The organism is bacterium SCSIO 12827 (genome assembly GCA_024397995.1).
Taxonomy (GTDB): Bacteria; Pseudomonadota; Alphaproteobacteria; order Rhodospirillales; family Casp-alpha2; genus UBA1479.
Genome location: CP073746.1, coordinates 3,319,499 through 3,343,434 on the forward strand (window position 1 = coordinate 3,319,499; position 23,936 = coordinate 3,343,434).

General features: G+C 64.4%; 24 protein-coding genes. 14 read left to right on the forward strand and 10 right to left on the reverse strand.

The window, feature by feature from the left end; genetic code table 11:
- Positions 1–19 precede the first annotated feature (19 nt).
- From KFF05_15530 to ppc, 4 genes are all read left to right on the forward strand, one after another.
- Positions 20–1,051 carry an aspartate-semialdehyde dehydrogenase gene (locus tag KFF05_15530; GenBank protein UTW51303.1) on the forward strand — a complete coding sequence of 344 codons (1,032 nt, stop codon included), beginning with the start codon at positions 20–22 and terminating at the stop codon, positions 1,049–1,051.
- A 4-nt stretch (positions 1,052–1,055) separates the two neighbouring features.
- Positions 1,056–1,583, forward strand: coding sequence for a cytochrome c (locus KFF05_15535; GenBank protein UTW51304.1), 528 nt, complete (start codon positions 1,056–1,058; stop codon positions 1,581–1,583).
- The gene (locus tag KFF05_15540; protein ID UTW51305.1) at positions 1,580–3,031 is read left to right on the forward strand and encodes a multicopper oxidase family protein; all 1,452 of its coding nucleotides are present in this window, start codon (positions 1,580–1,582) and stop codon (positions 3,029–3,031) included. Before KFF05_15535 ends, KFF05_15540 begins: the two co-directional genes overlap by 4 nt.
- A gap of 118 nt (positions 3,032–3,149) precedes the next feature.
- Entirely contained in the window at positions 3,150–5,933 is a 2,784-nt protein-coding gene (gene ppc / locus KFF05_15545) for a phosphoenolpyruvate carboxylase (protein ID UTW51306.1), read from the forward strand.
- Positions 5,934–5,949: 16 nt separating this feature from the next.
- Here the strand turns inward: ppc and KFF05_15550 are convergent, their stop codons facing one another.
- The 7 genes from KFF05_15550 to pdxY form a co-directional block, all read right to left on the reverse strand.
- Positions 5,950–7,029, reverse strand: coding sequence for an exo-alpha-sialidase (locus tag KFF05_15550; GenBank protein UTW51307.1), 1,080 nt, complete (start codon positions 7,027–7,029; stop codon positions 5,950–5,952).
- Positions 7,030–7,062: 33 nt separating this feature from the next.
- Entirely contained in the window at positions 7,063–7,338 is a 276-nt protein-coding gene (locus KFF05_15555) for a MoaD/ThiS family protein (protein UTW51308.1), read from the reverse strand.
- Between the two features lie 11 nt (positions 7,339–7,349).
- Positions 7,350–7,814 (reverse strand): SRPBCC domain-containing protein, encoded by a 465-nt coding sequence (locus tag KFF05_15560; protein UTW51309.1) that lies wholly within the window; start codon positions 7,812–7,814, stop codon positions 7,350–7,352.
- A 15-nt stretch (positions 7,815–7,829) separates the two neighbouring features.
- Positions 7,830–8,306: an SRPBCC domain-containing protein gene (locus KFF05_15565; GenBank protein ID UTW51310.1), complete on the reverse strand. Its 477-nt coding sequence runs from the start codon at positions 8,304–8,306 to the stop codon at positions 7,830–7,832.
- 38 nt (positions 8,307–8,344) lie between these two features.
- Positions 8,345–8,845 (reverse strand): SRPBCC domain-containing protein, encoded by a 501-nt coding sequence (locus KFF05_15570; protein UTW51311.1) that lies wholly within the window; start codon positions 8,843–8,845, stop codon positions 8,345–8,347.
- Complete coding sequence (locus tag KFF05_15575) at positions 8,832–9,179, reverse strand: winged helix-turn-helix transcriptional regulator (GenBank protein ID UTW51312.1); 348 nt, start codon at positions 9,177–9,179, stop codon at positions 8,832–8,834. The genes KFF05_15570 and KFF05_15575 overlap by 14 nt, the downstream gene beginning before the upstream one ends.
- A gap of 86 nt (positions 9,180–9,265) precedes the next feature.
- Positions 9,266–10,123, reverse strand: a complete 858-nt coding sequence (pdxY, locus tag KFF05_15580) for a pyridoxal kinase (GenBank protein UTW51313.1) — start codon at positions 10,121–10,123, stop codon at positions 9,266–9,268.
- A 100-nt stretch (positions 10,124–10,223) separates the two neighbouring features.
- On the opposite strand from pdxY, the gene KFF05_15585 reads away from it, so the two are divergent.
- The 3 genes from KFF05_15585 (at position 10,224) to KFF05_15595 (ending at position 13,592) form a co-directional block, all read left to right on the forward strand.
- Positions 10,224–11,117 (forward strand): CoA ester lyase, encoded by an 894-nt coding sequence (locus KFF05_15585; protein ID UTW51314.1) that lies wholly within the window; start codon positions 10,224–10,226, stop codon positions 11,115–11,117.
- A gap of 38 nt (positions 11,118–11,155) precedes the next feature.
- On the forward strand, positions 11,156–12,214 hold the full coding sequence (locus tag KFF05_15590) for a MaoC family dehydratase (protein UTW51315.1): 1,059 nt from the start codon (positions 11,156–11,158) through the stop codon (positions 12,212–12,214).
- Between the two features lie 253 nt (positions 12,215–12,467).
- Positions 12,468–13,592 carry a hypothetical protein gene (locus KFF05_15595; GenBank protein ID UTW51316.1) on the forward strand — a complete coding sequence of 375 codons (1,125 nt, stop codon included), beginning with the start codon at positions 12,468–12,470 and terminating at the stop codon, positions 13,590–13,592.
- 39 nt (positions 13,593–13,631) lie between these two features.
- On the opposite strand, the gene KFF05_15600 is transcribed toward KFF05_15595, so the two are convergent.
- Positions 13,632–14,852, reverse strand: a complete 1,221-nt coding sequence (locus KFF05_15600) for an MFS transporter (protein ID UTW51317.1) — start codon at positions 14,850–14,852, stop codon at positions 13,632–13,634.
- 843 nt (positions 14,853–15,695) lie between these two features.
- Between KFF05_15600 and sdhC the strand changes: the two genes are divergently transcribed.
- From sdhC to KFF05_15620, 4 genes are read left to right on the forward strand one after another with little or no spacing between them, the layout of a single operon-like run.
- Positions 15,696–16,088, forward strand: a complete 393-nt coding sequence (gene sdhC, locus KFF05_15605) for a succinate dehydrogenase, cytochrome b556 subunit (protein ID UTW51318.1) — start codon at positions 15,696–15,698, stop codon at positions 16,086–16,088.
- A 4-nt stretch (positions 16,089–16,092) separates the two neighbouring features.
- Entirely contained in the window at positions 16,093–16,473 is a 381-nt protein-coding gene (gene sdhD, locus KFF05_15610; GenBank protein UTW51319.1) for a succinate dehydrogenase, hydrophobic membrane anchor protein, read from the forward strand.
- Between the two features lie 6 nt (positions 16,474–16,479).
- On the forward strand, positions 16,480–18,270 hold the full coding sequence (locus KFF05_15615) for a succinate dehydrogenase flavoprotein subunit (GenBank protein UTW51320.1): 1,791 nt from the start codon (positions 16,480–16,482) through the stop codon (positions 18,268–18,270).
- A gap of 21 nt (positions 18,271–18,291) precedes the next feature.
- A complete protein-coding gene (locus KFF05_15620) occupies positions 18,292–19,068 on the forward strand; it encodes a succinate dehydrogenase iron-sulfur subunit (GenBank protein UTW51321.1) in 777 nt (258 codons plus the stop codon).
- Positions 19,069–19,141: 73 nt separating this feature from the next.
- On the opposite strand, the gene KFF05_15625 is transcribed toward KFF05_15620, so the two are convergent.
- Positions 19,142–19,381 (reverse strand): hypothetical protein, encoded by a 240-nt coding sequence (locus tag KFF05_15625; protein ID UTW51322.1) that lies wholly within the window; start codon positions 19,379–19,381, stop codon positions 19,142–19,144.
- A gap of 211 nt (positions 19,382–19,592) precedes the next feature.
- Here KFF05_15625 and KFF05_15630 point away from each other — a divergent pair, with 211 nt between their 5' ends.
- Positions 19,593–20,222 (forward strand): FMN-binding negative transcriptional regulator, encoded by a 630-nt coding sequence (locus KFF05_15630; GenBank protein ID UTW51323.1) that lies wholly within the window; start codon positions 19,593–19,595, stop codon positions 20,220–20,222.
- Here the strand turns inward: KFF05_15630 and KFF05_15635 are convergent.
- Complete coding sequence (locus KFF05_15635; GenBank protein ID UTW51324.1) at positions 20,219–21,040, reverse strand: sterol desaturase family protein; 822 nt, start codon at positions 21,038–21,040, stop codon at positions 20,219–20,221. The genes KFF05_15630 and KFF05_15635 overlap by 4 nt on opposite strands.
- 238 nt (positions 21,041–21,278) lie before the next feature.
- Here KFF05_15635 and KFF05_15640 point away from each other — a divergent pair, with 238 nt between their 5' ends.
- Both KFF05_15640 and KFF05_15645 read left to right on the forward strand, forming a co-directional pair.
- A complete protein-coding gene (locus KFF05_15640) occupies positions 21,279–22,733 on the forward strand; it encodes a flagellar biosynthesis protein FlgA (protein UTW51325.1) in 1,455 nt (484 codons plus the stop codon).
- A gap of 45 nt (positions 22,734–22,778) precedes the next feature.
- Positions 22,779–23,915: an AFG1 family ATPase gene (locus KFF05_15645; GenBank protein UTW53748.1), complete on the forward strand. Its 1,137-nt coding sequence runs from the start codon at positions 22,779–22,781 to the stop codon at positions 23,913–23,915.
- Positions 23,916–23,936 lie beyond the last annotated feature (21 nt).

Consider the following 23,936-nt stretch of genomic DNA (forward strand, 5'->3'; position numbering starts at 1 on the left):
CGTAAGGAGAGTTGAGAGCATGGGTTATAAAGTTGCCGTCGTCGGCGCCACGGGCAACGTGGGCCGCGAAGTTCTGCAGATCATGGCCGAGCGGGAATTCCCCGCCGACGAGGTCGTGGCACTGGCCTCCGCACGGTCGGTCGGCCGCGAGATTTCCTATGGCGAGGACGAAGTCCTCAAGGTGCAGAATCTCGAAACCTACGACTTCAAGGGCACGGACATCGTGCTGTCCAGCCCGGGCGCCAAGGTTTCGGCCAAGTATTCGCCGATCGCCGCCGCCGCCGGCGCCGTCGTGATCGATAACACCAGCCAGTTCCGCATGGACCCGGACGTGCCCCTGGTTGTGCCGGAAGTGAACCCGGACGCCCTGGCCGGTTATGCCAAGCGCAACATCATCGCCAATCCCAACTGCTCGACCATCCAGATGGTGGTGGCGCTGAAGCCGCTGCACGACCTGCAACCGATCAAGCGGGTGGTGGTGTCGACCTATCAGTCCGTGTCCGGGTCCGGCAAGGCCGGGATGGACGAACTGTTCAACCAGACGCGCGGCATCTATTCCAACGAGCCGTTCCACAAGTACCAGGAAAAGTTCACCAAGCAGATCGCCTTCAACTGCATTCCCCATATCGACGTGTTCATGGACGACGGGTCGACCAAGGAGGAATGGAAGATGGTGGTCGAGACCAAGAAGATCCTGGACCCGGACATCGCCGTTCATGCGACCTGCGTTCGTGTGCCCGTGTTCATCGGCCATTCGGAAGCGGTCAACATTGAGTTCGAATATCCGGTCAGTGTTGAAGAAGCGCGCCGCGCCCTGCGCAAGGCGCCCGGCGTGACCGTCGTCGACCACCAGGCCGACGAAGGCTATGTGACACCGATCGAATGCGCCGGCGAGGACCCGGTCTACGTGTCGCGCATCCGCAAGGACCCGACCGTCGAACACGGCATCAGCATGTGGGTTGTCTCCGACAACCTGCGCAAAGGGGCGGCATTGAACACGGTGCAGATCGCCGAGGAACTGATCCGCGCCTACATGAAGAAGGCGGCCTGATCCGATGACGACACAGGCGACGCAGGTGACCGCCCCCCGGCACAGCCGCATCGGCCAATGGATCGGCCTGGGCGTGATTGTTCTCTGCGTCGCCATCATCGGCTATATCGCCAGCCAGCGCCCGGCCGAAATCAGCCTGGCCGATGCGGAGAACCACAAACAGGTGGAGGTTGGCCAGCTGACCTATCAGCAGACCTGCATGGCCTGTCACGGGGTCAAGCTGAAAGGCAAGCCGTCGTGGGAGGTTGGCTCAGCCAAACAGGCCGGCATTCCGCTATCCGCCGACGGCACCACCTGGCACATGTCCGACCGCAATCTGTTCGACGCCATCGCCACCGGCACCCGCGTGAAGGGCGGCAAGACCGACCGTATTCACGACACGGCCTTTGGCAAAGTCCAGGGCGGGCGCCTGACGGATGCGGAAATCTGGGCCCTCATCGCCTACTTCAAGACCACCTGGACCGCGCGCCAGATCGAATCCCAAAAGGAAACGGGTCTGCGCGAACGGCCCACGGCCCCCGCGCCGAAATGACCGGCTGGCCGGTGACGCGCCGCCGGGCGCTGACCGGCCTGGGTGCGGCGGCGGGTGCCGCCCTGATTTCCGTCACCCTCCCGCCGCTGGCCCGCGCCAAGGGCAATATCCGCGACGTCCGCCTGCAGGCGGGTCCGGCCACGGCGCGGCTGGTCGGCCCGGAAGGCCCAGAGACCGCCGTCTGGGCCTATAATGGGCGCACACCGGGCCCCGTGATCCGGGCCATGCAGGGCGAACGCCTGCGCGTGCATTTCAAGAACACCCTGGAACAGCCGACCACGATCCACTGGCACGGCATCCGCCTGGCCAACGCCATGGACGGCGTGCCCTACCTGACCCAGGATCCGGTGCCGCCCGGCGGGACCTTCACCTACGAATTCGATGCCTTCGACGCCGGAACCTATTGGTACCACCCCCATTTCAATTCATCGGAACAGGTCGCCATGGGCCTGGCCGGGGCCCTGATCATCGACGAACCTGCCCCGCCCGAAGTCGACCGCGACGTGCTGTGGGTGATCGACGACTGGCGCCTGACCAAGGACGCGGCCATCGCCTCTTTCGACCGGCCCTTTCACGACATGGTTCACGGCGGGCGGTTCGGCAATACGGTGACCGTCAACGGCCAGATCGCCGAAGACGTGCCCGTGACCCCGGGTGAGCGCATCCGCCTGCGCATCGTCAATGTCGCCAACGCGCGCATCTTCCGCCTGATCTTCACCGGCCATCGGCCGTGGCTTGCCGCCATCGACGGCCATCCCGTGCCGCCCCGGCAGTTCGACGAAGGGCAGTTGATCATCGCCCCCGGATCGCGCGCCGACCTGATTATCGACATGACGGGCAAGACCGGCGACCGCTTCACCGTGATCGACAATTCGCCCGAGGGCATCCGCTACCGCCTGGCCGACCTGGCCTATGGCCCCACCCCGGCAACCCCGCCGCCGGCACGCAGGGCGCCCGAGGCCTGGGCCGAGAATCCATTGCCTGAGCCGGACCTGGACACCGCGACGCGCCTGGAACTGGTCATGGAAGGGGGTGCCATGGGCGGACTGGAAAGCGCCCTGTACAAGGGCGAAAAACTGACCGGCCGCGAATTGGCGCGTCAACACGGCATGGTCTGGTCGTTCAATGGGGAGGTCCATCCGCCCATGCAATACGGCGAACACAGCCACCCCATGTTCACCTTCAAGAAGGGGGAAAGCGTGATCCTGGCGATCCGCAACGACACCGCCTTCGAACACCCCATCCACCTGCATGGCCATACCTTCCGCGTGCTGACCCGGAACGGCAAGCCGGCCCCGGACCAGCCCTGGCAGGACACGGTGCTGCTTACCGTGGACGGCGAGGCGGAAATCGCCTTCGTCGCCGACAACCCGGGCGACTGGATGCTCCATTGTCACATCATGGAACACCAGAAGTCCGGGATGATGGGGCACTTCCGGGTCGGTTAGGCGGCAATGGCGACGGGCATCCTGGCGCCGCTTTCCGGTTTGCTCAAAACCGCTATGATCGCGGCTTGACCGGGCGGCTTTCTCTGATCGGTCTCAATCCGCCAACGGCGACACGGAGATGGTCATGACGGCAGGCATCGACTTGACGGCGGAAGCCGAGGACATCGCGAAGGACCAACCGCTGATCGAAGACATCCGGCTACTCGGCCGATTGCTCGGAGAGACGGTGAAGGCACAGCAGGGCGACGGCGTGTTCGACCTGATCGAAACCATCCGCCGCGTGTCCGTGCAGTTCCACCGCGAGGACGACCTGTCGGCGCGGCAGGCGCTGGAGGATATCCTCCGCGCCCTTGATCCCGCATTAGCGGTCCAGGTCATTCGCGCCTTCAGCTATTTTTCCCACCTGGCGAACATCGCCGAGGACCACCACCACGTGCGGCGCACCCGCCACCACGCCATCGCCGGATCGAAGCCCCGGCGGGGAACCATCGCCGACGCCCTTGACCGGGCCTTCAGCGCCGGCCTTTCCCCGGCCGAGGTTCGGGCGTTCTTCGACAGCGCCCAGATCAGCCCCGTGCTGACGGCACACCCGACCGAAGTACGTCGGCAAAGCATGATGCACCGCGAGATCGCCATCGCGGACCTGATCGCGCGGCGCGAGCGCACCGACCTGACACCCGATGAACAGCGGGAGGTCGAGGACCGTCTGGCCCGGGCCGTTCTGGTTCTGTGGCAGACCAACCTGCTGCGCCAGACGCGCCTGGATGTCATGGACGAGGTCACCAACGGCCTGACCTACTTTGACCATACCTTTTTCACCGAACTGCCGCGCCTGTTCGCGGAGGTCGAGGACCGTCTTGCTGCGGCCGGCGCCGATACGGACACGGCCGCCCTGCCGTCGTTCCTGATGATCGGCAGTTGGATCGGCGGCGACCGGGATGGCAATCCCTTCGTCGATGCCGACGTCCTGCGGGGCACCCTGCGCCGGCATAGCGAGAAGGCGCTGACCTTCTACCTGCAGGAGGTTCATAAGCTCGGGCAGGAGCTTCCCCTATCCTCGTTGATCGTGGACGTGTCGCCGGCCCTTGCGGAATTCGCCGCCGGGTCGCCGGACACCTCACCGCACCGCAATGCGGAGCCCTATCGCCGCGCCCTTAGTCGCATTTACGCCCGCTTGGCTGCGACGCAGCAGCACCTGAACGGAATCACCCCAGCGCGCGCGCCGCTGGGCGAGGCCGCACCCTACGGCAGCGCCCGCGAGCTGAGCGACGACCTTCGGGTCATTCACGACTCACTTGCGCAGCACGGCTCCCTCGCGTTGACCAAGGGCCGGTTGCGCCATCTGCGCCGGGCCGTCGACTGCTTCGGATTCCACCTTGCCCGCCTTGACCTGCGGCAGGGGTCGGACGTTCACAACGCAACCCTGGCGGAACTGCTGGACGCGGCCGACCCCGGCACTGGCTATCTGGACATGAACGAACAGGCGCGGCGCGATCTTCTCGGCGCCGAACTGCAGCGCCGGCGCCCCCTGATCATCCCGCGCCACGCCTATTCCGTAATGACGGCGAAGGAACTGGCCGTGCTGCGGACGGCCCGCGACGGGCTGGACAGATACGGCGCGGACGCCATCCGCACCGCCATCGTGTCCAACACCCGGGAAGCCTCCGACATCCTATGCCTGGCGGTCCTGTTGAAGGAAGCCGGTCTGATCGACGAGGCGGGGCAGAGCAGCCTCAACCTGGTGCCTTTGTTCGAAACCATCGACGACCTGCGCCGTTCGGTCGAAATCATGGACGCCCTGCTGTCGACGCCCGCCTACCGCCGTCTGGTCGACAGCCGCGACGGGCTGCAGGAAATCATGCTGGGCTATTCCGACAGCAACAAGGACGGCGGCTACGTCACTTCTGGGTGGGAACTGTACAAGGCCGAGACGGGCCTGGTTGATCTGTGCAAACGCCACGGCGTCAAACTGCGCCTGTTCCATGGCCGGGGCGGGTCCGTCGGGCGCGGCGGCGGTCCCAGCTTCGACGCCATCCTGGCGCAGCCGGCGGGTGCCGTCGACGGCCAGATCCGCCTGACTGAACAGGGCGAGATCATCTCGTCCAAATACACCAACCCGGAAGTCGGCCGACGCAACCTGGAAATTCACGTCGCGGCGACGCTTGAGGCCTCGCTGCTGCACCCGTCCGACGGCCCCGTGCCCGAGGCATTCACCGGGGCCATGGATCGGCTGTCAGATCTGGCTTTCCGCGCCTACCGCGACCTGGTGTTCGAGACACCCGGGTTCAACGACTACTTCCGTGCCTCGACCGTCATCGACGAGATTTCGACCCTGAACATCGGATCGCGGCCGGCATCGCGCAAGGCGTCCGGGCAGATCACCGACCTGCGCGCCATCCCCTGGGTGTTCAGTTGGTCGCAATGCCGGATCATGCTGCCGGGATGGTACGGATTCGGGTCGGCCGTTCAGGCCTGGCGGGACGAAGCGGGCGACGGCGCCCTTGACCTGCTGCGCCAAATGCACCGCGACTGGCCGTTCTTTGCCACCTTGCTGTCGAACATGGACATGGTGCTGGCCAAATCGAACATGGCGATCGCCTCGCGCTATGCGGACCTGCTGCCGGACAAGGCCTTGCGCGATACCATTTTCAACCGCATCCGCGAGGAACGCATCGCGACCATCACGGCGCTGTTCGAAATCACCGGCAACGACCGGTTGCTCGCCGGCAATGCGCTTCTCGCCCGATCCATCAAGAACCGCTTCCCTTACATCGACCCGTTGAACCACCTGCAGGTCGACCTGCTGCGCGCCCATCGGGGCGGCGCCGACGACCCCAAGGTGCTGCGCGGCCTGCTGCTCTCCATCAACGGCATTTCGGCGGGCCTGCGCAACAGCGGGTAACCCCGCGGCCCGGGGATCAGGCGAATTTCACGGCCGCGATCGGCGGCAGGCGCGCGTCCAACGCCTGCCAACTGTCGCCCGCGTCCTCGGATATCCAGAACCCGCCCGAGGTCGACCCGAAGGCCAGCCGCTCGCCTGTTTCGTCGACGGCCAGCGCGTGGCGGTAGACCAAGTCATAGGCATGGCGTTGTGGCAGGCCCTTGGACAGAACCTCGAAGGTCTTGCCGCCGTCGCGGGTGCGCGAGACGACCAGCTTACCGTCCTTGGGGATGCGCCGCTCATCCTTTTCCGCCGGCACGAACCAGGCCGTGTCGCCGTCCGTCGGATGGGCCTGCACAGCGAAGCCGAAGCCCGTGGGCTTGGCCGCCGTCACCATCACCCAGTTCTCGCCGCCGTCGGTGGAGCGGAAGATGGCGCTGTGGTGCTGGCACCACATGACGTCGGGATGGGCGGGGCATTGGGCGAGCTGATGGATGTCCTGGGGGATGGGGTCGCCCTGCTGATCCGGCGGCATGTATGCGTTGGTCATGCCCTTGTTGATGACGTTCCAGGTTTTGCCTTCATCCCGCGTCGCCCAGACGCCGCCCGTGGACACGCCGACGGTGACATGGGCGGGGTCGCGGGGATCGACCAGGACCGAGGACAACCCCGGCTGCTCGCCCCCGGCAACGCCGAACCATTGCTTGCGGCCGGGATGCCGCCACAGTTCCTCGACCAGGGACCAAGTTTCGCCCATGTCGTCGGAGCGGAACAGGCCGCCCGGCATGGTCCCGGCGTAAAGCCGCCCCGGCGCACCGCCCGGCGTGAAATTCCAGATACGGCCAAGCGTCCAGGGGTGCGGGTCGTCGTCAGCATCCGCCGGCTTTTCCGGAAAGGTCGGCATGGCCATTTCCGACCATTTGCCCTTGCCGTCGCGGCGCCACAGCTTGGGCCCGAAATGGCCCAGGTCGGGGGCGGCCAGGGTCATGCCATCGATGCTCAGCACGGCGGAAATGGGATCGCCCAGGAAATGGCTGGCGACGATGTCCCAGCCGCCGTTCTTGCGGGCGATTTCAAACAGGCCCTTGCGGGTCGCTACCTGCAACAGATCACTCATCACTCGTTCCTTTTGTTTCAGCCCCCGGCCCCGTCATCCACCGGACAGGGCCTGGAATACGTGGATTTCTTCGTCCGGCCCCACGGGGTCGGTCAATTTCTCGCGGTCCCGGACCGGCTTGCCCGCGACGAACACCGCGACATGACGGCGCAGCGCTCCCTGGTCATCCAGGATGTAGCTTTTCAGCGCCGGATGGTCCGCGAACACGGCGGCCAACGCCGCCCCCAGGGTCGGGGCTTCGGCCCCCACGTCGACACTGGGGGCCGGCAGGAAGCGTTCAAGCTGGCTGGTGAAATGCACGGTCGCCATGGCGCGTCGGTTCACCCGGCCGCCAGAAGGGTGGCGATCTTGTCGAAGCACATGCCCCAGCCCTGGCCGTGCAGGTCGCGCGCTTCGTCGTCGGTGAAAGCTTCGTGGCGCAGGGTCAGGTCCGTGCCGCCGTCCTGTTCCGCCAGGGCCACGGTGACCAGGGTGTCCGCGCCCTTGAAACCGCCGGCTTCCCAGGACCAGGTGAAGACCAGACGGTCCGGTTCGGATATCTCGCGGTACACACCCCACACGCGGTTGACGGTGCCGTCGGGCATGCGGCCTTCGGAAACGAATTCGCCGCCCACGCGCAGGTCGTTGCGGAAGGTGACATCGCTTTCCGGTGCGCAGCCCAGCCAGCGGACGACATGCCGCGGCTCCGTGAACATGCGGAAGACGAGCGCCCTGGGGGCGGCGAACCGGCGCGTGACGATCAGGGCGTCGGCGTCGGTCGAGGCTGTTTTGATCTGTGAGGTCATGGCAGCGACGTCCCTTCAACCGTTGCAATCAGCGAGGTAGCCGCCAAGGCGGTCGAGGCTGGCGCCCCAGCCCTCGCCATGGGCGTCACGGTGGTCTTCCTGGGTGAAGGATTCGTGGCGCAGCGTCAGTTCCGTCTGGCCGTCCTTGTCCGCGAACGTCACCGTGACCAGGGTCTCACCGCCCTGGAAGCCGTCCGTGTTTTCCCAGGACCAGGTGAAGACCAGACGCGCCGGTTCCTCGATCTTGCAGTAGACGCCGGTGATGCGGTGCGTATGACCGTTAGACAATTGCATAACCGCGGTGAATTCGCCGCCGACCCTAAGGTCGTTGGTGAAATCGACGTCGCCCGCTTCGGCGCAGCCCCACCAGCGAACGATATGTTCCGGCTGGGTCCACAGTTTGAACAACAGGGCGCGGGGTGCCGCGAAGGTGCGAGTCAGCAGCAAGGTCGTGCGGGGTGTGTCGAGTTCCGCGGGTTCGATGGAATCCATGTCTGCCCCTCCCCGGGCCAGAAGTTAAGAGTATCGGGTTACTGTTCCAGGTAGGTGTGCAGCCGCTCAAAGGTACCGGACCATCCGCCTTGCATGGCGGGGATGCTCATAGCGAAAATCTGCTGTTCTTCCGCCGTGGCGTTGTGCGGCTCGGCACGCAGGATGATTTCCGTCTCGTCGCCCAGGTCCGTGAACGTGACGACGTTCACGGTCTCAAGCGGCCAGTTGTCGGCGAAGGGGGCTCGGGCGAAAGCCCCCTCCGGGTCGGAAAAGCCGGAAAGATAGATCAGCCGTTCCGGCGCCGTGATTTCCTGGTATCGGAAGATGCCCCACAGCACCCCCATACCCGGCACCGTCATGCGGTAATGGAAGGTGCCGCCCACGCGCAGGTCGACGCGCGAATGCGACATGGTGCTGCCGTGCGGACCGAACCAGTCCGCAAGCTGGCCTTCGTCGGTCCAGGCCTGCCAGACAAGATCGCGGGGCGCCTTGACCCGGCGGGACATCTCGAACACGGACAAGGCGTTAGTGCCGCTCATCGCTGGCATCCTTTTTCTGTATTTCTTCCAAATAGGCTTCAAGCCGGTCGAAGCTCTGCTCCCAGAACCGGCGGTATTCTTCGACCCAGTCAAAGACCGGCTTCAACCCCTCGCCGTTCAAGCGGCAGGGCCGCCATTGCGCCTGGCGGCCGCGTTCGATCAGGCCAGCGCGCTCCAGCACCTTCAGATGCCGGGAGATCGCGGGCATGGACATGGCGAACGGCTCGCTAAGTTCCGACACCGACGCCTCGCCCGAGGCAAGCCGCGCCAGGATGGCCCGACGGGTCGGGTCGGCCAGGGCCTGGAAGGTTTCGCTGAGGGCGTCTGTGCTCATGCTGCATTGGCTTTCTTTATTTAACACATTAGTTAAATACTAAACCGGCGGCGACCTGTCAAGAGCACCTCTGTGACCATTTCGGGTCAGCGCACGGCTTGTGGTTTGAAGCTGCGTTCGGGCGTCACCAGAAGCTCGCGGCGACGGATCACCGGTAGATCCAGATCACTTTCATCGGCCGCTTCCAGCAACCCATGAACCGAGGCCGTGGCCCGCGCCGCCGCATCGCGCAATGCCATGCCGGTGAGCAGATGTCCGATGATCAAGCCCGCGAACACGTCGCCCGCCCCTTTCGCCCGGCGGGTCAGTTTCGGCGCCTCGATCAGCCATTCGCCCTCGTCGTCGACGGCGAGTGTCCCGATCATCAATCCGCCCAGGTTCGGATCTGGGTGATCGGGCACGGAGGTCACGACCACGGCCCCCGTGCCCCGCGCGCGCAATGCATGGGCGGCGGCCACGGCCGTGCCGACGTCGACCACCCGGTCGCCGGTCAGCTGTTCCAGCTCGAAGGCATTAGGCAGGGCCAAATCGGCGCGCGGCAGGGCGTCGCCGCGAAAGAACGGCACCAGGGCGTCGTCCACGTAGATGCCTTCATCCCGGTCGCCCAGGATTGGATCACAGACATAGAATGCCCCGGCGCGCGCCGCCTTGACCCGGTCGACGACACCAAGCGCCGCCCGCGCCGTATCGACCCCGGCCATGTAACCGGTCATCACCGCACGGAAGGCGGGGGTCCCGGCCAGCACCAGGACCGCGTCGGCCAATGCGCGGACTTCTTCGGCGGGCACCCGGCGGCCGGTCACCGTGCGGTGACCCGGATGATTGGACAGCACGACCGTATCCACGGCGGCGACGTCGCGGCCTAGGGACTGCAGCGCCGGCACAACGGCGCTGTTGCCCACGTAGCCCCGGGAAACCCGGGAATGGAAGGACAGAACGGACATGCGCGGAAGCTTGCCACCGGTCGCGGGAACTTGCTAGTGTGCGCCGCAACATAATCATCGCATTTCCGACCCAATTCATTGTCCCAAGGAGAGCTTTCAGATGGCCCCCTCCATTCGGCCCCGCCGTTCCGTTCTGTACATGCCCGGCTCCAACGCCCGCGCCCTGGAAAAGGGCCGCAGCCTGGCCGCCGACGGCCTGATTCTGGACATGGAGGACGCCGTCGCCCCCGACGCCAAGCAGACCGCCCGCGACCAGATCACGGCGGCGATCGCCGAGGGCGGATACGGGGGGCGCGAGTTGATCGTGCGCACCAACGGGCTGGACGGTCCCTGGGGCGAGGACGACCTGAAGGCCGCCGCCAAGATGGGCGCCCATGCGGTGCTGCTGCCCAAGGTCGAAAGCAAGGCCATGGTCGATCAGGCCATCGCCATCCTGGACGGCGCCGGGGCGCCTAAGGACCTGCCGATCTGGGCCATGATGGAAACGCCGCTCGGCATGTTGCACGCCGAGGAAATCGCCTTTTCCAGCCCGCGCCTGCAATGCCTGGTCATGGGCACGTCGGACCTGGCCAAGGATCTGCGGGCACAGCACACGCCGGACCGCATTCCCTTCATGACGTCGCTGGGCCTGTGCATTCTGGCGGCGCGGGCGGCCAAGATCGCGATCCTCGACGGCGTGCATCTGGACTTGGCCGACGACGACGGCTTCGTGGCGTCCTGCCGCCAGGGCCGCGAATTGGGCATGGACGGCAAGACCCTGATCCATCCCAAGACCATCGCCATGGCCAACGAAGCCTTCTCGCCGTCGGAAGATGAAATCGCCTGGTCCAAGCGCATCATCGAGGCCCATGCCGAGGCCGAGAAGGCCGGCAAGGGCGTGGTTCTGGTCGACGGCAAGCTGATCGAAAACCTGCATGTCGAGGGCGCCAAGCAGATGGTCGCCATGGCCGGTGCGATCGCGGCCATGGAACAGGCTGCCCAGGCCGCCGAATAATCTACTTCCCAATCCATACGACCGGAACACCACAGGCCATGAGCGACAAGACAAACCGGGGCAATTTCTTCGAGGACTTCGTCCCCGGCCAGATCCTCCGCCATGCGACGCCGCGCACAGTGACCGAGGGCGAGATCGCGCTCTACACCGCCCTTTACGGCAACCGTTTCGCGCTGCACTCGTCGGACATGTTCGCCATGGCGCTGGGCTACGACGGCATGCCCGTGGACGACATGCTGGTGTTCCACATCGTGTTCGGCAAAACGGTACCGGACATCTCGCTCAACGCCGTGGCCAATCTGGGCTATGCGGACGGGCGATTCGGGGTGCCCGTCTATCCGGGCGACACGCTGAGCGCCCAATCCGAAGTCATCGGCGTAAAGGAAAATTCCAACGGCAAGACCGGCGTCGTCTGGGTCCGCACCACGGGCACCAACCAGCGCGGCGAGGAAGTTCTCTCCTACGTGCGCTGGGTGATGGTCCGCAAGGGCGACGAAGCCGCGCCGGCACCAGTAACCCAAGTGCCAGACCTGCCCGACGCCGTCGCCGCCGAGGATTTGGCCGTGCCAGAAAGCCTGAACCTTGCCGTCTATGACGAGATCGCCGCCGGCAGCCCCCATTTCTGGGACGACTACGCGGCCGGTGAGAAGATCGACCATGTCGACGGCATGACCCTGGAAGAAGCGGAGCACATGCTGGCGACGCGGCTTTACCAGAACACCGCCAAGGTGCATTTCGACCTGCATGCGCAATCAGGCGGGCGGTTCGGCAAGCGCCTGATCTACGGCGGACATATCATCTCCCTCGCCCGGGGCCTCAGCTACAACGGCCTAGCCAACGCCTTCCACATCGCCGCCATCAACGGCGGACGGCACGTCGCGCCATCCTTCGCGGGCGACACGGTCTATGCCTGGTCGGAAGTCCTGGACAAGGCCGCCCTGCCCGACCGCGACGATGTCGGCGCGCTCCGCCTGCGTCTGGTCGCGGCCAAGGATCATCCCTGCGCCGATTTCCCGCTGAAGGATGGCGACAACAAGGATAACCCGGCCGTGGTTCTGGATTTCGATATCTGGGCACTGATGCCGCGCCGGGCCTAATCCGTCACCCGGACGTCCATTCACGTCCGTTATTTGGCCCGCCCTGTCTTCCCCCTTATCCGCGCGCGAGCAAACTGTTCGCACGAATTGATCGGCGTATTGTTATTTTAACATTTGTTATGTTATAACATTTTGCGCATCAATTTTCGCGCAAATGATAATTATTATTATCTATGCCATCCCGGCTCATGATAAGAACGATTCGCAAATAAGACGCGACGTCGCCGCGCAAAGACCACCAAAGGGGTTACGAATGACCAAAATCAACCGACGTTTCACATCCATCATGCTGGCCTCGACGGCGCTGGTCGCCGGCCTGGGCTTGGTGTCCGCACCAGCGTCCGCAGGGTCCATCAAGAACAACAGCCCCGTAGAACTGACCATCGGCGGGCAACTGAACCGCGCGTTCCTTTACGTCAATGACGGCGAGGAAGGCATGTACCGCCATGTCGACAACGAGAACGATTCGACGCGGATGTTTCTCAATGCCGACGGCAAGATCAATGAAGACTGGTCGGTGGGCACGCAATTCATCGTGCTGATGCGCTCCAACCCGTCGAACGAGATGAGCGCCTCCACGGAATCCGCAGGTGCAGGAAGCTTCGAGGAAGAAGCCGCCGAAGTCTATTTCACCCACAGGCGTCTCGGCACCTTGTGGCTGGGTCAGGGCGACACGGCGACCAACGGCATCTCAGAAACCGACCTGTCCGGGACTGGCGTCGCGGGCTATTCGTCGGTTGGCGACGTGGCCGGCGGTTTCGCCTTCGTCACCTCGGCCACGGGGGCCCGCTCGACGGCGACGATCGGTGGCTCGGCGGACAATCTCGACGGCCTCAATGTGGCCGATCGCATCCGCTACGATTCGCCCGAGATCAATGGCTTCCATCTGTCCACGAGCCTGTTGGACAATGGTATCATCGACGCCGCCCTGTACTATTCCGGCGACATCTCGGGCATCACCGTCGAAGCCGCGGCCGGCTGGTACAATGGGTCAGGCAATACGGACGCCTTCACGGACGGGGTTTCGGGCTCGGTATCGGCGCTTGCGCCGAGTGGCTTCAGCCTGACGCTGGCCGCAGGGACCAAGTCATCCGCAACCCAGGGCCGCGACGATCCGAAATTCTATTACGGTAAGGTCGGTTATCAGGCGAAGCTCAATACCTTCGGCACGACCGCCTTCGCCGTCGACCTGGGACGGTTCGAGGATTCGGCGCAGAACGGCGACACCCTCGACACCTTCGGCGCCCAGGCGGTGCAGGAGATTGAAGGGACCGGCTCCAGCGTCTATGTCGCCTACCGCTATCACACGCTTGATCGCAGCGGCACCGACTTCGACGCCATCCACTCGATCATGACCGGGGCATACGTGGCCTTCTAATTCCAGGACTTCCGATCAAGGAATACCCAACGGGCCCCGTCAATCGGGGCCCGTTTCCTTTTCCGGGGCCTGGGCCCGACGGCAACGGGCGGCGGCCATCAGCGTGATGGCACCGAAAATTCCCGCGAACAGTGTCATGGCGAGAACCCCGTCATATCCGGCGACCAGCCAGACCAGCCCCGCCAGGCCGGGGGCGAGGGCGGAAAATCCGATATAGGGCATGGCCAGAATTCCGGCGATGACACCATAGCGCCTTCGGCCCAGAAGTTCGGCGACGATGACCGGGCGGGTGATGCTCATGACCCCATTACCGGCCCCCTGGAACAACACGAAAACGACCAGCAGGCCGGGCACCGCATGGGCCCCCAGCAAGGCCGCCGAGGCGATCGCCATGGCCAGCAGACTGACGGCTGCAATAGGCGGTGCCGAGGTCACGTGGCGCTGCACGGCAAGCACGCAAAGCCGGCCTGCGACCTGCATGGGCCCGATCATCGATGCAGCCAGAACCGCCGTTTCCGGCCCGACGCCGCGTTCCGCCAGCAACGGCAACATGTGGGAAATGATGGCGAAATGATTGAACGCCATCATGGCGTAGGCCACGGCGAGCAGCCAGAACACGATATTCCGCGCCAGGTTCAGTGGCTTTCCCGTATTCGCCGCCGCATCTTCGGTCGGGGCCGGGGCTTCTTTGCCATGGTGGGCCAGACCATAGAACAGCAGCGGCACGCAGACGAAAGCCGCCAGACCGGCAAACACCAGCACCACGTTGCGCCAGCCCATGATCGCGTCCAGGGTATGGACCGTCGGGAACGCCACCGTGCCGGCAAACCCGGCGACCAGGGTGACGATGGTGATCGCCTGGCGCGATCGGTCGCCCATGATCCGGGTCAGGATCGCGAAACAGGGTTCATACAGGCAACCGGCCATGATCACGCCGATCCCGGCCCAGACGGCATAGAATTCCCACAATTCGGTCACCCGCGACAGCGCCACCAGCATCACCGCCCCCATGAAGGCGGAGCCGATGAACAGGCGCCGGCCGTGTCCATGATCGATCAGGCGCCCGGCGACGGGGGCAAGGAAGGCGGAGACCAGAAGCGCCGTGGTCAAAGCGCCCGCGATTTCCAACTTGGTCCAAGGAAATTCCTGTTCCCAAATGCCCAGCAAGGCCGGGAACAGATAGTAGAAACCGGCCCACAACAGGGTTTCCGCCACGGCGAGCGGCCAGACAACGCGGCGGAACGTATCACCAGACGCCACGGGGATACTCCTTGGTGGGCAACGGCGGAAACGCGGGCGGACGCCCACTGCATTTGTTTAGACCAATTTTCTCATGGAAGCAAAACAAGGGGGCCAACCAAGCGGATGCGCTTATTCCATAAGAAGAGGCGTCAGGGATACAGGTCCTGGGACACCTGCATCTCGTGCCGACAAGCGACACACCTGACACCTCTCTTGGAGCCGGCCAGGCTCCACGCTTACGAAAAACGCCTATCCGCCTGTGAAAACCCTTCCTCCCGCGGCCGCACCCTGGGCAGAGATCGAACCCCGGGACGATGGGTTTTTGGACTTGCGACCGGCGCGCGTTCGAAAACGTGCCCCGGGCCTGGGCCCTACGGCGGGATGCCGGACTGCGGCTGATACCGGCTCTCCCTCCCTCCGGATCGGCGAAGCGAAGCTTCGTCTTTCTTTCGGGTGGCCCGGCCGGACGGCCGGGACCATGGCGACGCCTTTCAAAGCGCGCAACATCATGGTCTTGGCATATGTGTCGCGGCAACGCGGAAACCTGGGGATGAGCGGCGAAAGTTGTGCATAACTCCCGTATCTTCCCACATTTCATCCACAGGTTTTCCCCAGGCGATCAAGGACATTCCACCTAACCCATTGAAAGGTTACGGAACCACCATATCGCCGCCGCCAAAACCGCGACGGCACGATCTGCATCGAGACGTGCGAGCACCAATGGGATTTATTGTGGGATACAAAAGACCATATACCATAAGTATCTGAAATCGTGACATATCCAATCGCCAACAGACGTTTGCGCAATTGCGAAATAGGCGTTAGGTTTGCCGCGGATTCATCACTAGGCGAGGTTCTCCCATGGCGCGTCGTGAACGGCCCCTGTCGCCCCATCTGCAGGTCTATCGGCCGCAAATCACTTCCGTACTGTCGATCACGCATCGCATGACCGGCATCGCCCTTGCGGGGGGCATCCTGATCCTGACCTATTGGCTGACGGCCGCGACCTACGGCGCCGACGCCTTCGCCGCCGCGCAGGCGGTCATTGGGTCCTGGGTCGGCCAGGTGGTTCTCTGGGGACTTCTGTTCTCTCTTTATTATCATTTGGGCAACGGCATCCGGCACCTGATGTGGGACGCCGGGTCTGGCTTCGACCTGCCGTCGGTCCGGCGCACGGGCATGCTGGTCGTGCTGTTCGCCATCGTCATGACGGCGGCGACGCTCGGTTGCGCCTACTTCGTGATCGGAGGTTAAGCCCATGGAAATGCGATCCCCCCTTTCCCGCGTGCGCGGTCTGGGTGCGGCCCACGAAGCCGTCGCCCATTGGTGGGCCCAGCGCTTGACCGGCATCGCCCTGGTGCCGCTGACCCTGTGGTTCATCTGGGCCATGTCCGGACTTCTCGGCGCTGACCTTGCGGCCATGAAAGCCTGGATCGGCACAGGACAGAACGCGGTTCTGCTGATCCTGCTGATCGTCGCCGGCATGCATCATGCGCAGCTTGGCCTGCAGGTCGTGATCGAGGATTACGTCCATGCCGAAGGCCCCAAGACCGCGTCGCTGATCCTTGTCAAACTGGGCGCCGTGTTCCTTGGCGTCATCAACATCTTCGCCGTCCTCAAGCTGACCTTCGGGAGCTGATCCGAAATGCCGAAAGCCTACGAACTCACCGATCATAAATACGACGTCGTCGTGCTGGGCGCCGGCGGCGCCGGGCTGCGGGCGACGCTGGGCATGGCGGCGGCGGGACTGAAGACCGCCTGCATCACCAAGGTATTCCCGACCCGGTCCCACACGGTCGCGGCCCAGGGCGGGGTGTCGGCAGCGCTCGGCAACCTGGATGAAGACCATTGGGAATGGCACATGTACGACACCGTCAAGGGCGCCGATTGGCTGGGCGACCAGGACGCCATCGAATACATGTGCCGCGAGGCCGTGCCGGCGGTGATCGAAATGGAACACTTCGGCATGCCGTTTTCCCGCACCGACGACGGGCGAATCTACCAGCGTCCCTTCGGCGGCCACATGCGTAATTTCGGCGAGGCCCCGGTGCGCCGCGCCTGCGCCGCCGCCGACCGCACCGGCCATGCCATGCTGCACACCCTGTATCAGCAGTCATTGGCCCATAACGCGGAATTCTTCGTCGAATATTTCGCCCTCGACCTGATCATGAGCGACGACGGCGTGTGTGAAGGCGTCGTCGCCTGGAACCTGGACGACGGCACCATCCATACCTTCCGCGCCCATCAGACCGTGATGGCGACGGGCGGTTACGGCCGGGCCTATTTCTCCTGCACCTCGGCCCATACCTGCACGGGCGACGGCAACGCCATGTTCGCGCGCGCCGGCCTGCCGCTGGAAGACCACGAATTCGTGCAGTTCCACCCGACCGGCATCTATGGCGCCGGCTGCCTGATTACCGAGGGGGCGCGCGGCGAAGGCGGCTACCTGACGAATTCCGAGGGCGAGCGTTTCATGGAACGTTACGCACCGACGGCCAAGGACCTGGCGTCCCGCGACGTCGTGTCCCGCGCCATGACCATGGAAATCCGCGAAGGCCGCGGCATCGGCGACAACAGCGATCACATCATGCTGCACCTGGAGCATCTGGGGGCGGACACGCTGATGAAGCGCCTGCCCGGGATCACGGAAACGGCCAAGATCTTCTCCGGCGTCGACGCCACGAAGGAACCGATCCCCGTGCTGCCGACCGTGCACTACAACATGGGCGGCATTCCGACCAACTACATGACCGAGGCCCTGAACCCCACGGACGACGATCCGGACGCGGTCAGTCCCGGCATCATGGCCGTCGGTGAATGCGCCTGCGCCTCCGTGCACGGAGCCAACCGGCTGGGCACCAACTCGCTGCTCGACCTGATCGTGTTCGGCCGCGCCGCCGGTCTGCGCGCCGCCGAAACCATCAAGCCGGGCTCGCCGCTGCGCCCTTATCGCTCGGGCTGCACGGACAAGGCGCTGGAGCGGCTCGACCGCATCCGCCATTCCTCGGGCAGCACCAAGGTCGCCGAGATTCGCGACGCCATGCAGCGCACCATGCAGAACGACGCCGCCGTCTACCGCACGTCGAAGACGCTGAAGGAAGGCTGCGAGAAGATGGACGCGGTTTGGAAATCCAAGGAAGACATGCGCATCGAGGACCGCTCCATGATCTGGAACTCGGACCTGGTCGAAGCCTTGGAACTGGAAAACCTGCTGATCTGCGCCAAGGCGACGATCCATTCGGCGGAAGCCCGCCACGAAAGCCGCGGCGCCCAGGCCCACGAGGATTATCCCGACCGCGACGACGCCAACTGGATGAAGCACACGCTCGCCTGGGTCAACGAGGACGGGTCCGTGCGTCTCGACTACCGGCCGGTCCACACCTGGACCCTGACCGACGAGGTCCAGTACATCGAGCCCAAGGCTCGCGTGTACTAAAAGAAGGAAGGAACGCAGCACATGGTCGAATTCAACCTTCCCGCCAACTCGCGCATTACCGAGGGCAAGACCGTCAAGGCCGCCCCCGACGCGACCAATATCCGCAAGTTCAAGGTCTACCGCTGGGATCCGGACACGGACGACCTGCCCAGGGTCGATACCTACGAGGTCGATCTCGACCGTTGCGGGCCGATGGTCCTGGATGCCCTGATCAAGATCAAGAACGAGATGGATTCGACCCTGACCTTCCGCCGGTCCTGCCGCGAGGGGGTCTGCGGGTCCTGCGCCTTCAACATCGACGGCACCAACACCCTGGCCTGTACCAAGGCCATCGAGGACATCAAGGGCGACGTGAAGATCTATCCGCTGCCGCACATGCCGGTGATCAAGGATCTGGTGCCTGACCTCAACGTGCCCTATGCGCAGCTGAAATCCATCGAACCCTGGCTGCAGGCCGACACGCCGGCGCCGACCCGCGAACGCCTGCAAAGCCCGGAAGAGCGCGAAAAGCTCGACGGCCTGTGGGAATGCATCCTGTGCTTCTGCTGCCAGACGTCCTGCCCGAGCTACTGGTGGAACGGCGACCGCTACCTCGGCCCGGCTATTCTGCTGCAAAGCTACCGCTGGATCGCCGACAGCCGCGACGAGGCCACGGGCAAGCGGCTCGATAACCTGAACGATCCGTACCGGCTGTACCGCTGCCACACCATCATGAACTGCACCAACACCTGCCCGAAGCACCTGAACCCGGGCCTGGCGATCGCGGAAATCAAGAAATCAATCGCGGCGCGGCAGTAGGTTTCATTCAATTTCGCCAACGAAAAGCCCGCCTTATGGCGGGCTTTTTGCTGTCCGACCTTAAGCGTCCTACTCAGTCGTAGGACGGCGTGCCGTGCGGGTCCTCGGGCTCCAGCGTGATGTCGCTGGTGATGTCGTGGCTCAGGCCCAGTTCGGGAATGCTGAGGGTCACCTTGGCGGTCACACCGCCATCTTCGGCCAGCTTGCCGGACGCAAGAGCGGCACGCACCGCACCCTCGATCTCGCGCTGGCTGGTCACGCCGACCTGTTTCAGGAATTTCCTGATCTGCATGTTGAAGTGTTCTTCGTCCATCGGTCCCTCCGTCGTCCGGGCGCGCCCATCCGCCATTGAACGGGCTGTCCCATTGCATCCTGGCAACCTAGGCCGTGCCCCGCGCCCGGGCAACGGCCAAAGCGGCCCTTTTCATTTCATGGAAATGGTCCTTTCATAGGCCCCATTCCAGGCCTAAACGGAAATCCGGCGCAGCCTGGGCCGCCCCCCGACGACTTGAAGGACCACCATCATGTACCGCCCCAAGATGTTCGACATTACCGACGTCACCGACATGCACGGAATTATCCGCGCCAACGGCTTCGCCGCCCTGGTGACGGCGGGCAACCAGGGCATGACCGCAAGCCATATTCCCCTGCACCTGATGGATGACGGGGAATTCGGTTTGTTGTGGGGACACCTGGCCAAGGCCAACGACCAATGGCAGGCCTTCGACGGCACGGCCGAGGCCATGGCCATTTTCGGCGGCCCGCACACCTATATTTCGCCGAGCTGGTACGTAACGGAAAAGTCCGTGCCGACCTGGAACTACGAAGCCGTGCATGCCTACGGCCGACCCAGAGTGATGGCTGACCCGGATCAGGTGATACGCCGGTTGGCGTCATTGACGGCGCAATACGAAGACGGCAAACCGCCGCCCTGGACCATGGACGGCCTGCCCGATGATTTCGTACGCGCGCAGTTGAAGGGCATTGTCGCCTTCGAAATGCGGATCGAGCGCCTGGAAGGCAAACGCAAGATGAGCCAGAACCGCAAGCCGGAGGATGCCCAGGGCGCCATCGACGGCCTGAAGGCAACGGGTGGCAAGGTCGAAAATCAGGTCGCCGAGATCGTCGCCAAAGCCAACAAGGACCGGCTTTAGGATCTGCGGAACGGCTGAACCAGCAGGTCGGTGAGCCGTAATTTTTGCGGGTCACGATAATCGCCGACGCCGATCGCCATGGCGTCGTGGCCATCGCGGGGCTGGGCCCGGTAAGTGCCGAACAGACGGTCCCAGACCGACAGGTTGAAGCCGAAATTGCTATCCGTCTCGTCCCGATGGACGGAGTGGTGAACCCGGTGCATGTCCGGCGTCACAAGGACCTGGCGCAGGACAGCGTCGAGCCCCAATGGCAGACGCAGGTTCGCATGGTTGAACAGGGACGTCGCGTTCAACACGACCTCGAACACCACCACGGCCGCCGCCGGCGCTCCTAAGGCCAGGACCAATCCGACCTTGATCGCGATCGACAGCAGGATTTCCAGCGGGTGAAAGCGCACGCCCGTGGTCGCATCAATGGCCAGGTCCGTGTGATGCACCCGGTGCAGGCGCCACAGCACCGGAATGTGGTGAACGGCCACATGCTGGGCATAGATGGCGAGGTCCATCAGCAGCAGAGCCACCCAGAAAGCCATCCAGCCGTCCAGCCCGAGCAGGGGAAACAGCCCCCAGCCCCGATCCGCCGCGAGCACCGCCGCCGCCACGGGCAGGAAGGCCGGCAGCGCCCAGGCCACGGCACGCACGGCCAGGGTATCGACCACGACCAGGGCCGCGTTACGCGGCCACCGTTGTGCCCGGCCCGTGTCCGGGCGGCGCGGCCACAGGGCTTCCGCCGTCGCCATGGCGATCAGCATACCGGCGAAGCAGCCCAGCCGTAGCAGAGGCTCATGGGCCGAGATGAAGTCGTTGAGCGCAGTCATGCCTTGGTCTTCGATTACCTGATCAATGGCCGGGGGGAATCCGGCATCGGGCCTGTTTCCCGTTCCGAATTGGGATACGGTTGTAGTATGGTGCGTTTTCCCCCGGGCGGCCAGCAGGGCCACGGAAACGTGATACCCGGGGGGACGCGCCGCACCCAGCCGCACCAGGGTCGGCCGCCAACCTGGGAAGTGGTGCCTGGGAACGGATCCGGGGAAAGGGTCCGGGGAAAGGGAACGGATGAACCTTAATTCGCTTCTGCACGCCCGCGCCGATGCAGGAAACCCCGTGCGCGTCGGCGTGATCGGCGCCGGCAAGTTCGGCTCCATGTTCCTCAGCCAAGCCCTGCATCATCCGGGCTTCCACGTCGTCGGCGTCGCCGACCTGAACCCCGCGACGGCGGAAAAGGCCCTGTTGAACACGGGTTGGCCGAAGGAACGGATCACCCGCCATTCCGCCGCCAAGGCGCTCAACAAGGGCATGACCTTCGTCACCGACGACGCCCTGTCGCTGATCGAACACGGCGGCCTGGAAGTCGTCGTCGAGGCCACGGGCATCCCCGAGGTCGGCATCAAACATGCGCTCGCCGCCTTCAGTCGCGGCCGCCACGTGGTCATGGTCAATGTCGAAGCCGATGTCCTGGCCGGCCCGCTGCTGGCCAAAAAGGCGGCCGAGATGGAGGTCGTCTACTCCATGGCCTACGGCGACCAGCCGTCGCTAATCTGCCAGCAGGTCGACTGGGCCCGCACCATCGGGCTTGAGGTCGTCGCCGCCGGCAAGGGCACCCTGTACATGCCGGAATTCCACGCATCGACGCCGGATACGGTCTGGTCCCATTACGGACTGACCCCCGAGCGCGCCAAGGAAAGCGGCATGAACGCCAAGATGTTCAATTCCTTCCTCGACGGCACCAAATCGGGCATCGAAATGGCCGCCGTCGCCAATGCGACCGGCCTGACCCCGGCGCCGCACGGGCTCGACTTTCCGGCCGTGCCGGTGGATGAGCTGGCCTCGACCCTTATTCCGAAAGAGGCCGGTGGCCAACTGCACCACAAAGGCCAGGTCGAAGTGATTTCAAGCCGCGAACGCTCGGGCGAGGATCTGGAAAACGATCTGCGCTGGGGCGTCTATGTGGTGTTCGAAGCGCCGACCGACTACGTCAAGCGCTGCTTTTCCGACTACGGCATGATCACCGATGCCGGGGGCGGCTATTCCGCCCTGTGGCGGCCCTATCACCTGATCGGCCTGGAACTGGGCGTGTCCGTCGCCTATGCGGCAATCTTGAAGCAGCCAACGGGGGCGTCGACCCAGTTCGTCGGCGATGTCGCCGCCTGTGCCAAGCGCGACCTGCGCGCCGGCGAGGAACTGGACGGCGAAGGCGGATTTACCGTCTGGGGCAAGCTGATGCCCGCCGCCGACAGCCTGCGCACCAAGGCCCTGCCCATCGGGCTGGCGCAAAAGGTAAAATTGAAACGCCCCATCAAACAGGGCGCCATCGTCACCTGGGACGATGTGGACCAGGACCGGACGGACGCCACCTACCAGTTCCGCCGCGAGATGGAGGCCCTGTTCGGCCCCGCGCCGAAGACCCCGGCGGGTGCGCCACCGGCCACACCCGGTGCCGCTTCGGGTGGCGGGACTGCATCCGGCCCCACGAAGCCCAAGGACAACCAGGTCGCCGCGGCAAGGAACTGACCCCTGCACGATTTCCAAAGACAAGAAAGGTGACCGCAGGTGTCGATCATCCGCACCCCGCAGGAAGCCTATGACGCGCTGATCAAAAACGGCGACGTGCGTCCCGACCCTGCCCAAGCCCATGCCATCAAGCGCCTGCAGGACCTGTCCGAACGGTTGCAAGGGTATGGCTCCCAGATGGGTCGTTCCGGCTGGGCCGCGCGCCTGGGCTTGGGCGGACGCAAACAACCCCCACCCAAGGGCATCTACATGTGGGGCGGCGTTGGCCGCGGCAAGACCATGTTGATGGACCTGTTCTTCGAACACACCCCGGTCGAGGCCAAGAAGCACGTCCATTTTCACGCCTTCATGCAGGAGGTCCATCGCCGCATCCACGCCTTCCGCGAAGCCCAGAAGGCGGGCAAGGTCGGCGAGGAAAAGGACCCTCTGCCGGCGCTTGCCCGGGTCATCGTCGATCAGGCTTGGCTTCTTGCCTTCGATGAATTCCACGTTACCGACATCGCCGACGCCATGATCCTGGGCCGCCTGTTCGAAACCCTGTTCGAACAGGGCGTGGTCGTTGTCGCGACGTCGAACCGGCACCCCAAGGACCTGTACAAGGACGGCCTGCAGCGCGAACGATTCGTGCCGTTCATCGAGACGTTCATCAATAAGATGGAGGTCATCGAGCTGGATTCCGGCACCGATTACCGCCTGCAACGGCTGCAGGAATTGGACATTTACATCACCCCCAATTCGGCCGAAGCGGACAGGAAGCTTGAACGGGCCTTCCGCGACCTGACCGTGGGCATGGAACCGCGGGCCGTGACGCTGGCCGTCAACGGCCGGTCGATCGACATTCCGCTGGCCGCCGAGGGCGTTGCCTTCACCACGTTTTCGGATCTCTGCGCGCGGCCGCTGGGAGCCGGCGACTATCTGGCGATCGCGGAAAAATTCCATTCCGTGGTGATGAACGGGGTGCCCAGGCTGGGTCCGGAAAAGCGCGATCAGGCCAAACGTTTCGTGACCCTGATCGACGCGCTGTACGACGCCCGCGTCAATTTCATCTGCGCCGCCGACGCGCCGCCCACGGAGCTTTACACACAAGGTGACGGCGCGTTCGAGTTCGAACGCACGGTCTCGCGCCTGATTGAAATGCAGTCGCCCGAGTACATCGCCCAGCCCCACGGCAACGGTGTTTAGGGCAAATTGCCACCCGTGCCG

Bases quoted from the DNA above. Each gene is read 5' to 3' on its own strand.
- KFF05_15570 (UTW51311.1), bottom strand. From the start codon at position 8,845: ATGAGCGGCACTAACGCCTTGTCCGTGTTCGAGATGTCCCGCCGGGTC.
- KFF05_15620 (UTW51321.1), top strand. From the start codon at position 18,292: ATGGTCGAATTCAACCTTCCCGCCAACTCGCGCATTACCGAGGGCAAG.
- KFF05_15565 (UTW51310.1), bottom strand. From the start codon at position 8,306: ATGGATTCCATCGAACCCGCGGAACTCGACACACCCCGCACGACCTTG.
- KFF05_15575 (UTW51312.1), bottom strand. From the start codon at position 9,179: ATGAGCACAGACGCCCTCAGCGAAACCTTCCAGGCCCTGGCCGACCCG.
- KFF05_15555 (UTW51308.1), bottom strand. From the start codon at position 7,338: ATGGCGACCGTGCATTTCACCAGCCAGCTTGAACGCTTCCTGCCGGCC.
- KFF05_15540 (UTW51305.1), top strand. From the start codon at position 1,580: ATGACCGGCTGGCCGGTGACGCGCCGCCGGGCGCTGACCGGCCTGGGT.
- KFF05_15640 (UTW51325.1), top strand. From the start codon at position 21,279: ATGAACCTTAATTCGCTTCTGCACGCCCGCGCCGATGCAGGAAACCCC.
- KFF05_15615 (UTW51320.1), top strand. From the start codon at position 16,480: ATGCCGAAAGCCTACGAACTCACCGATCATAAATACGACGTCGTCGTG.
- KFF05_15550 (UTW51307.1), bottom strand. From the start codon at position 7,029: ATGAGTGATCTGTTGCAGGTAGCGACCCGCAAGGGCCTGTTTGAAATC.
- KFF05_15560 (UTW51309.1), bottom strand. From the start codon at position 7,814: ATGACCTCACAGATCAAAACAGCCTCGACCGACGCCGACGCCCTGATC.
- KFF05_15595 (UTW51316.1), top strand. From the start codon at position 12,468: ATGACCAAAATCAACCGACGTTTCACATCCATCATGCTGGCCTCGACG.
- KFF05_15585 (UTW51314.1), top strand. From the start codon at position 10,224: ATGGCCCCCTCCATTCGGCCCCGCCGTTCCGTTCTGTACATGCCCGGC.
- KFF05_15530 (UTW51303.1), top strand. From the start codon at position 20: ATGGGTTATAAAGTTGCCGTCGTCGGCGCCACGGGCAACGTGGGCCGC.
- KFF05_15635 (UTW51324.1), bottom strand. From the start codon at position 21,040: ATGACTGCGCTCAACGACTTCATCTCGGCCCATGAGCCTCTGCTACGG.
- sdhC (UTW51318.1), top strand. From the start codon at position 15,696: ATGGCGCGTCGTGAACGGCCCCTGTCGCCCCATCTGCAGGTCTATCGG.
- sdhD (UTW51319.1), top strand. From the start codon at position 16,093: ATGGAAATGCGATCCCCCCTTTCCCGCGTGCGCGGTCTGGGTGCGGCC.
- KFF05_15535 (UTW51304.1), top strand. From the start codon at position 1,056: ATGACGACACAGGCGACGCAGGTGACCGCCCCCCGGCACAGCCGCATC.
- pdxY (UTW51313.1), bottom strand. From the start codon at position 10,123: ATGTCCGTTCTGTCCTTCCATTCCCGGGTTTCCCGGGGCTACGTGGGC.
- KFF05_15590 (UTW51315.1), top strand. From the start codon at position 11,156: ATGAGCGACAAGACAAACCGGGGCAATTTCTTCGAGGACTTCGTCCCC.
- KFF05_15625 (UTW51322.1), bottom strand. From the start codon at position 19,381: ATGGACGAAGAACACTTCAACATGCAGATCAGGAAATTCCTGAAACAG.
- ppc (UTW51306.1), top strand. From the start codon at position 3,150: ATGGTCATGACGGCAGGCATCGACTTGACGGCGGAAGCCGAGGACATC.
- KFF05_15630 (UTW51323.1), top strand. From the start codon at position 19,593: ATGTACCGCCCCAAGATGTTCGACATTACCGACGTCACCGACATGCAC.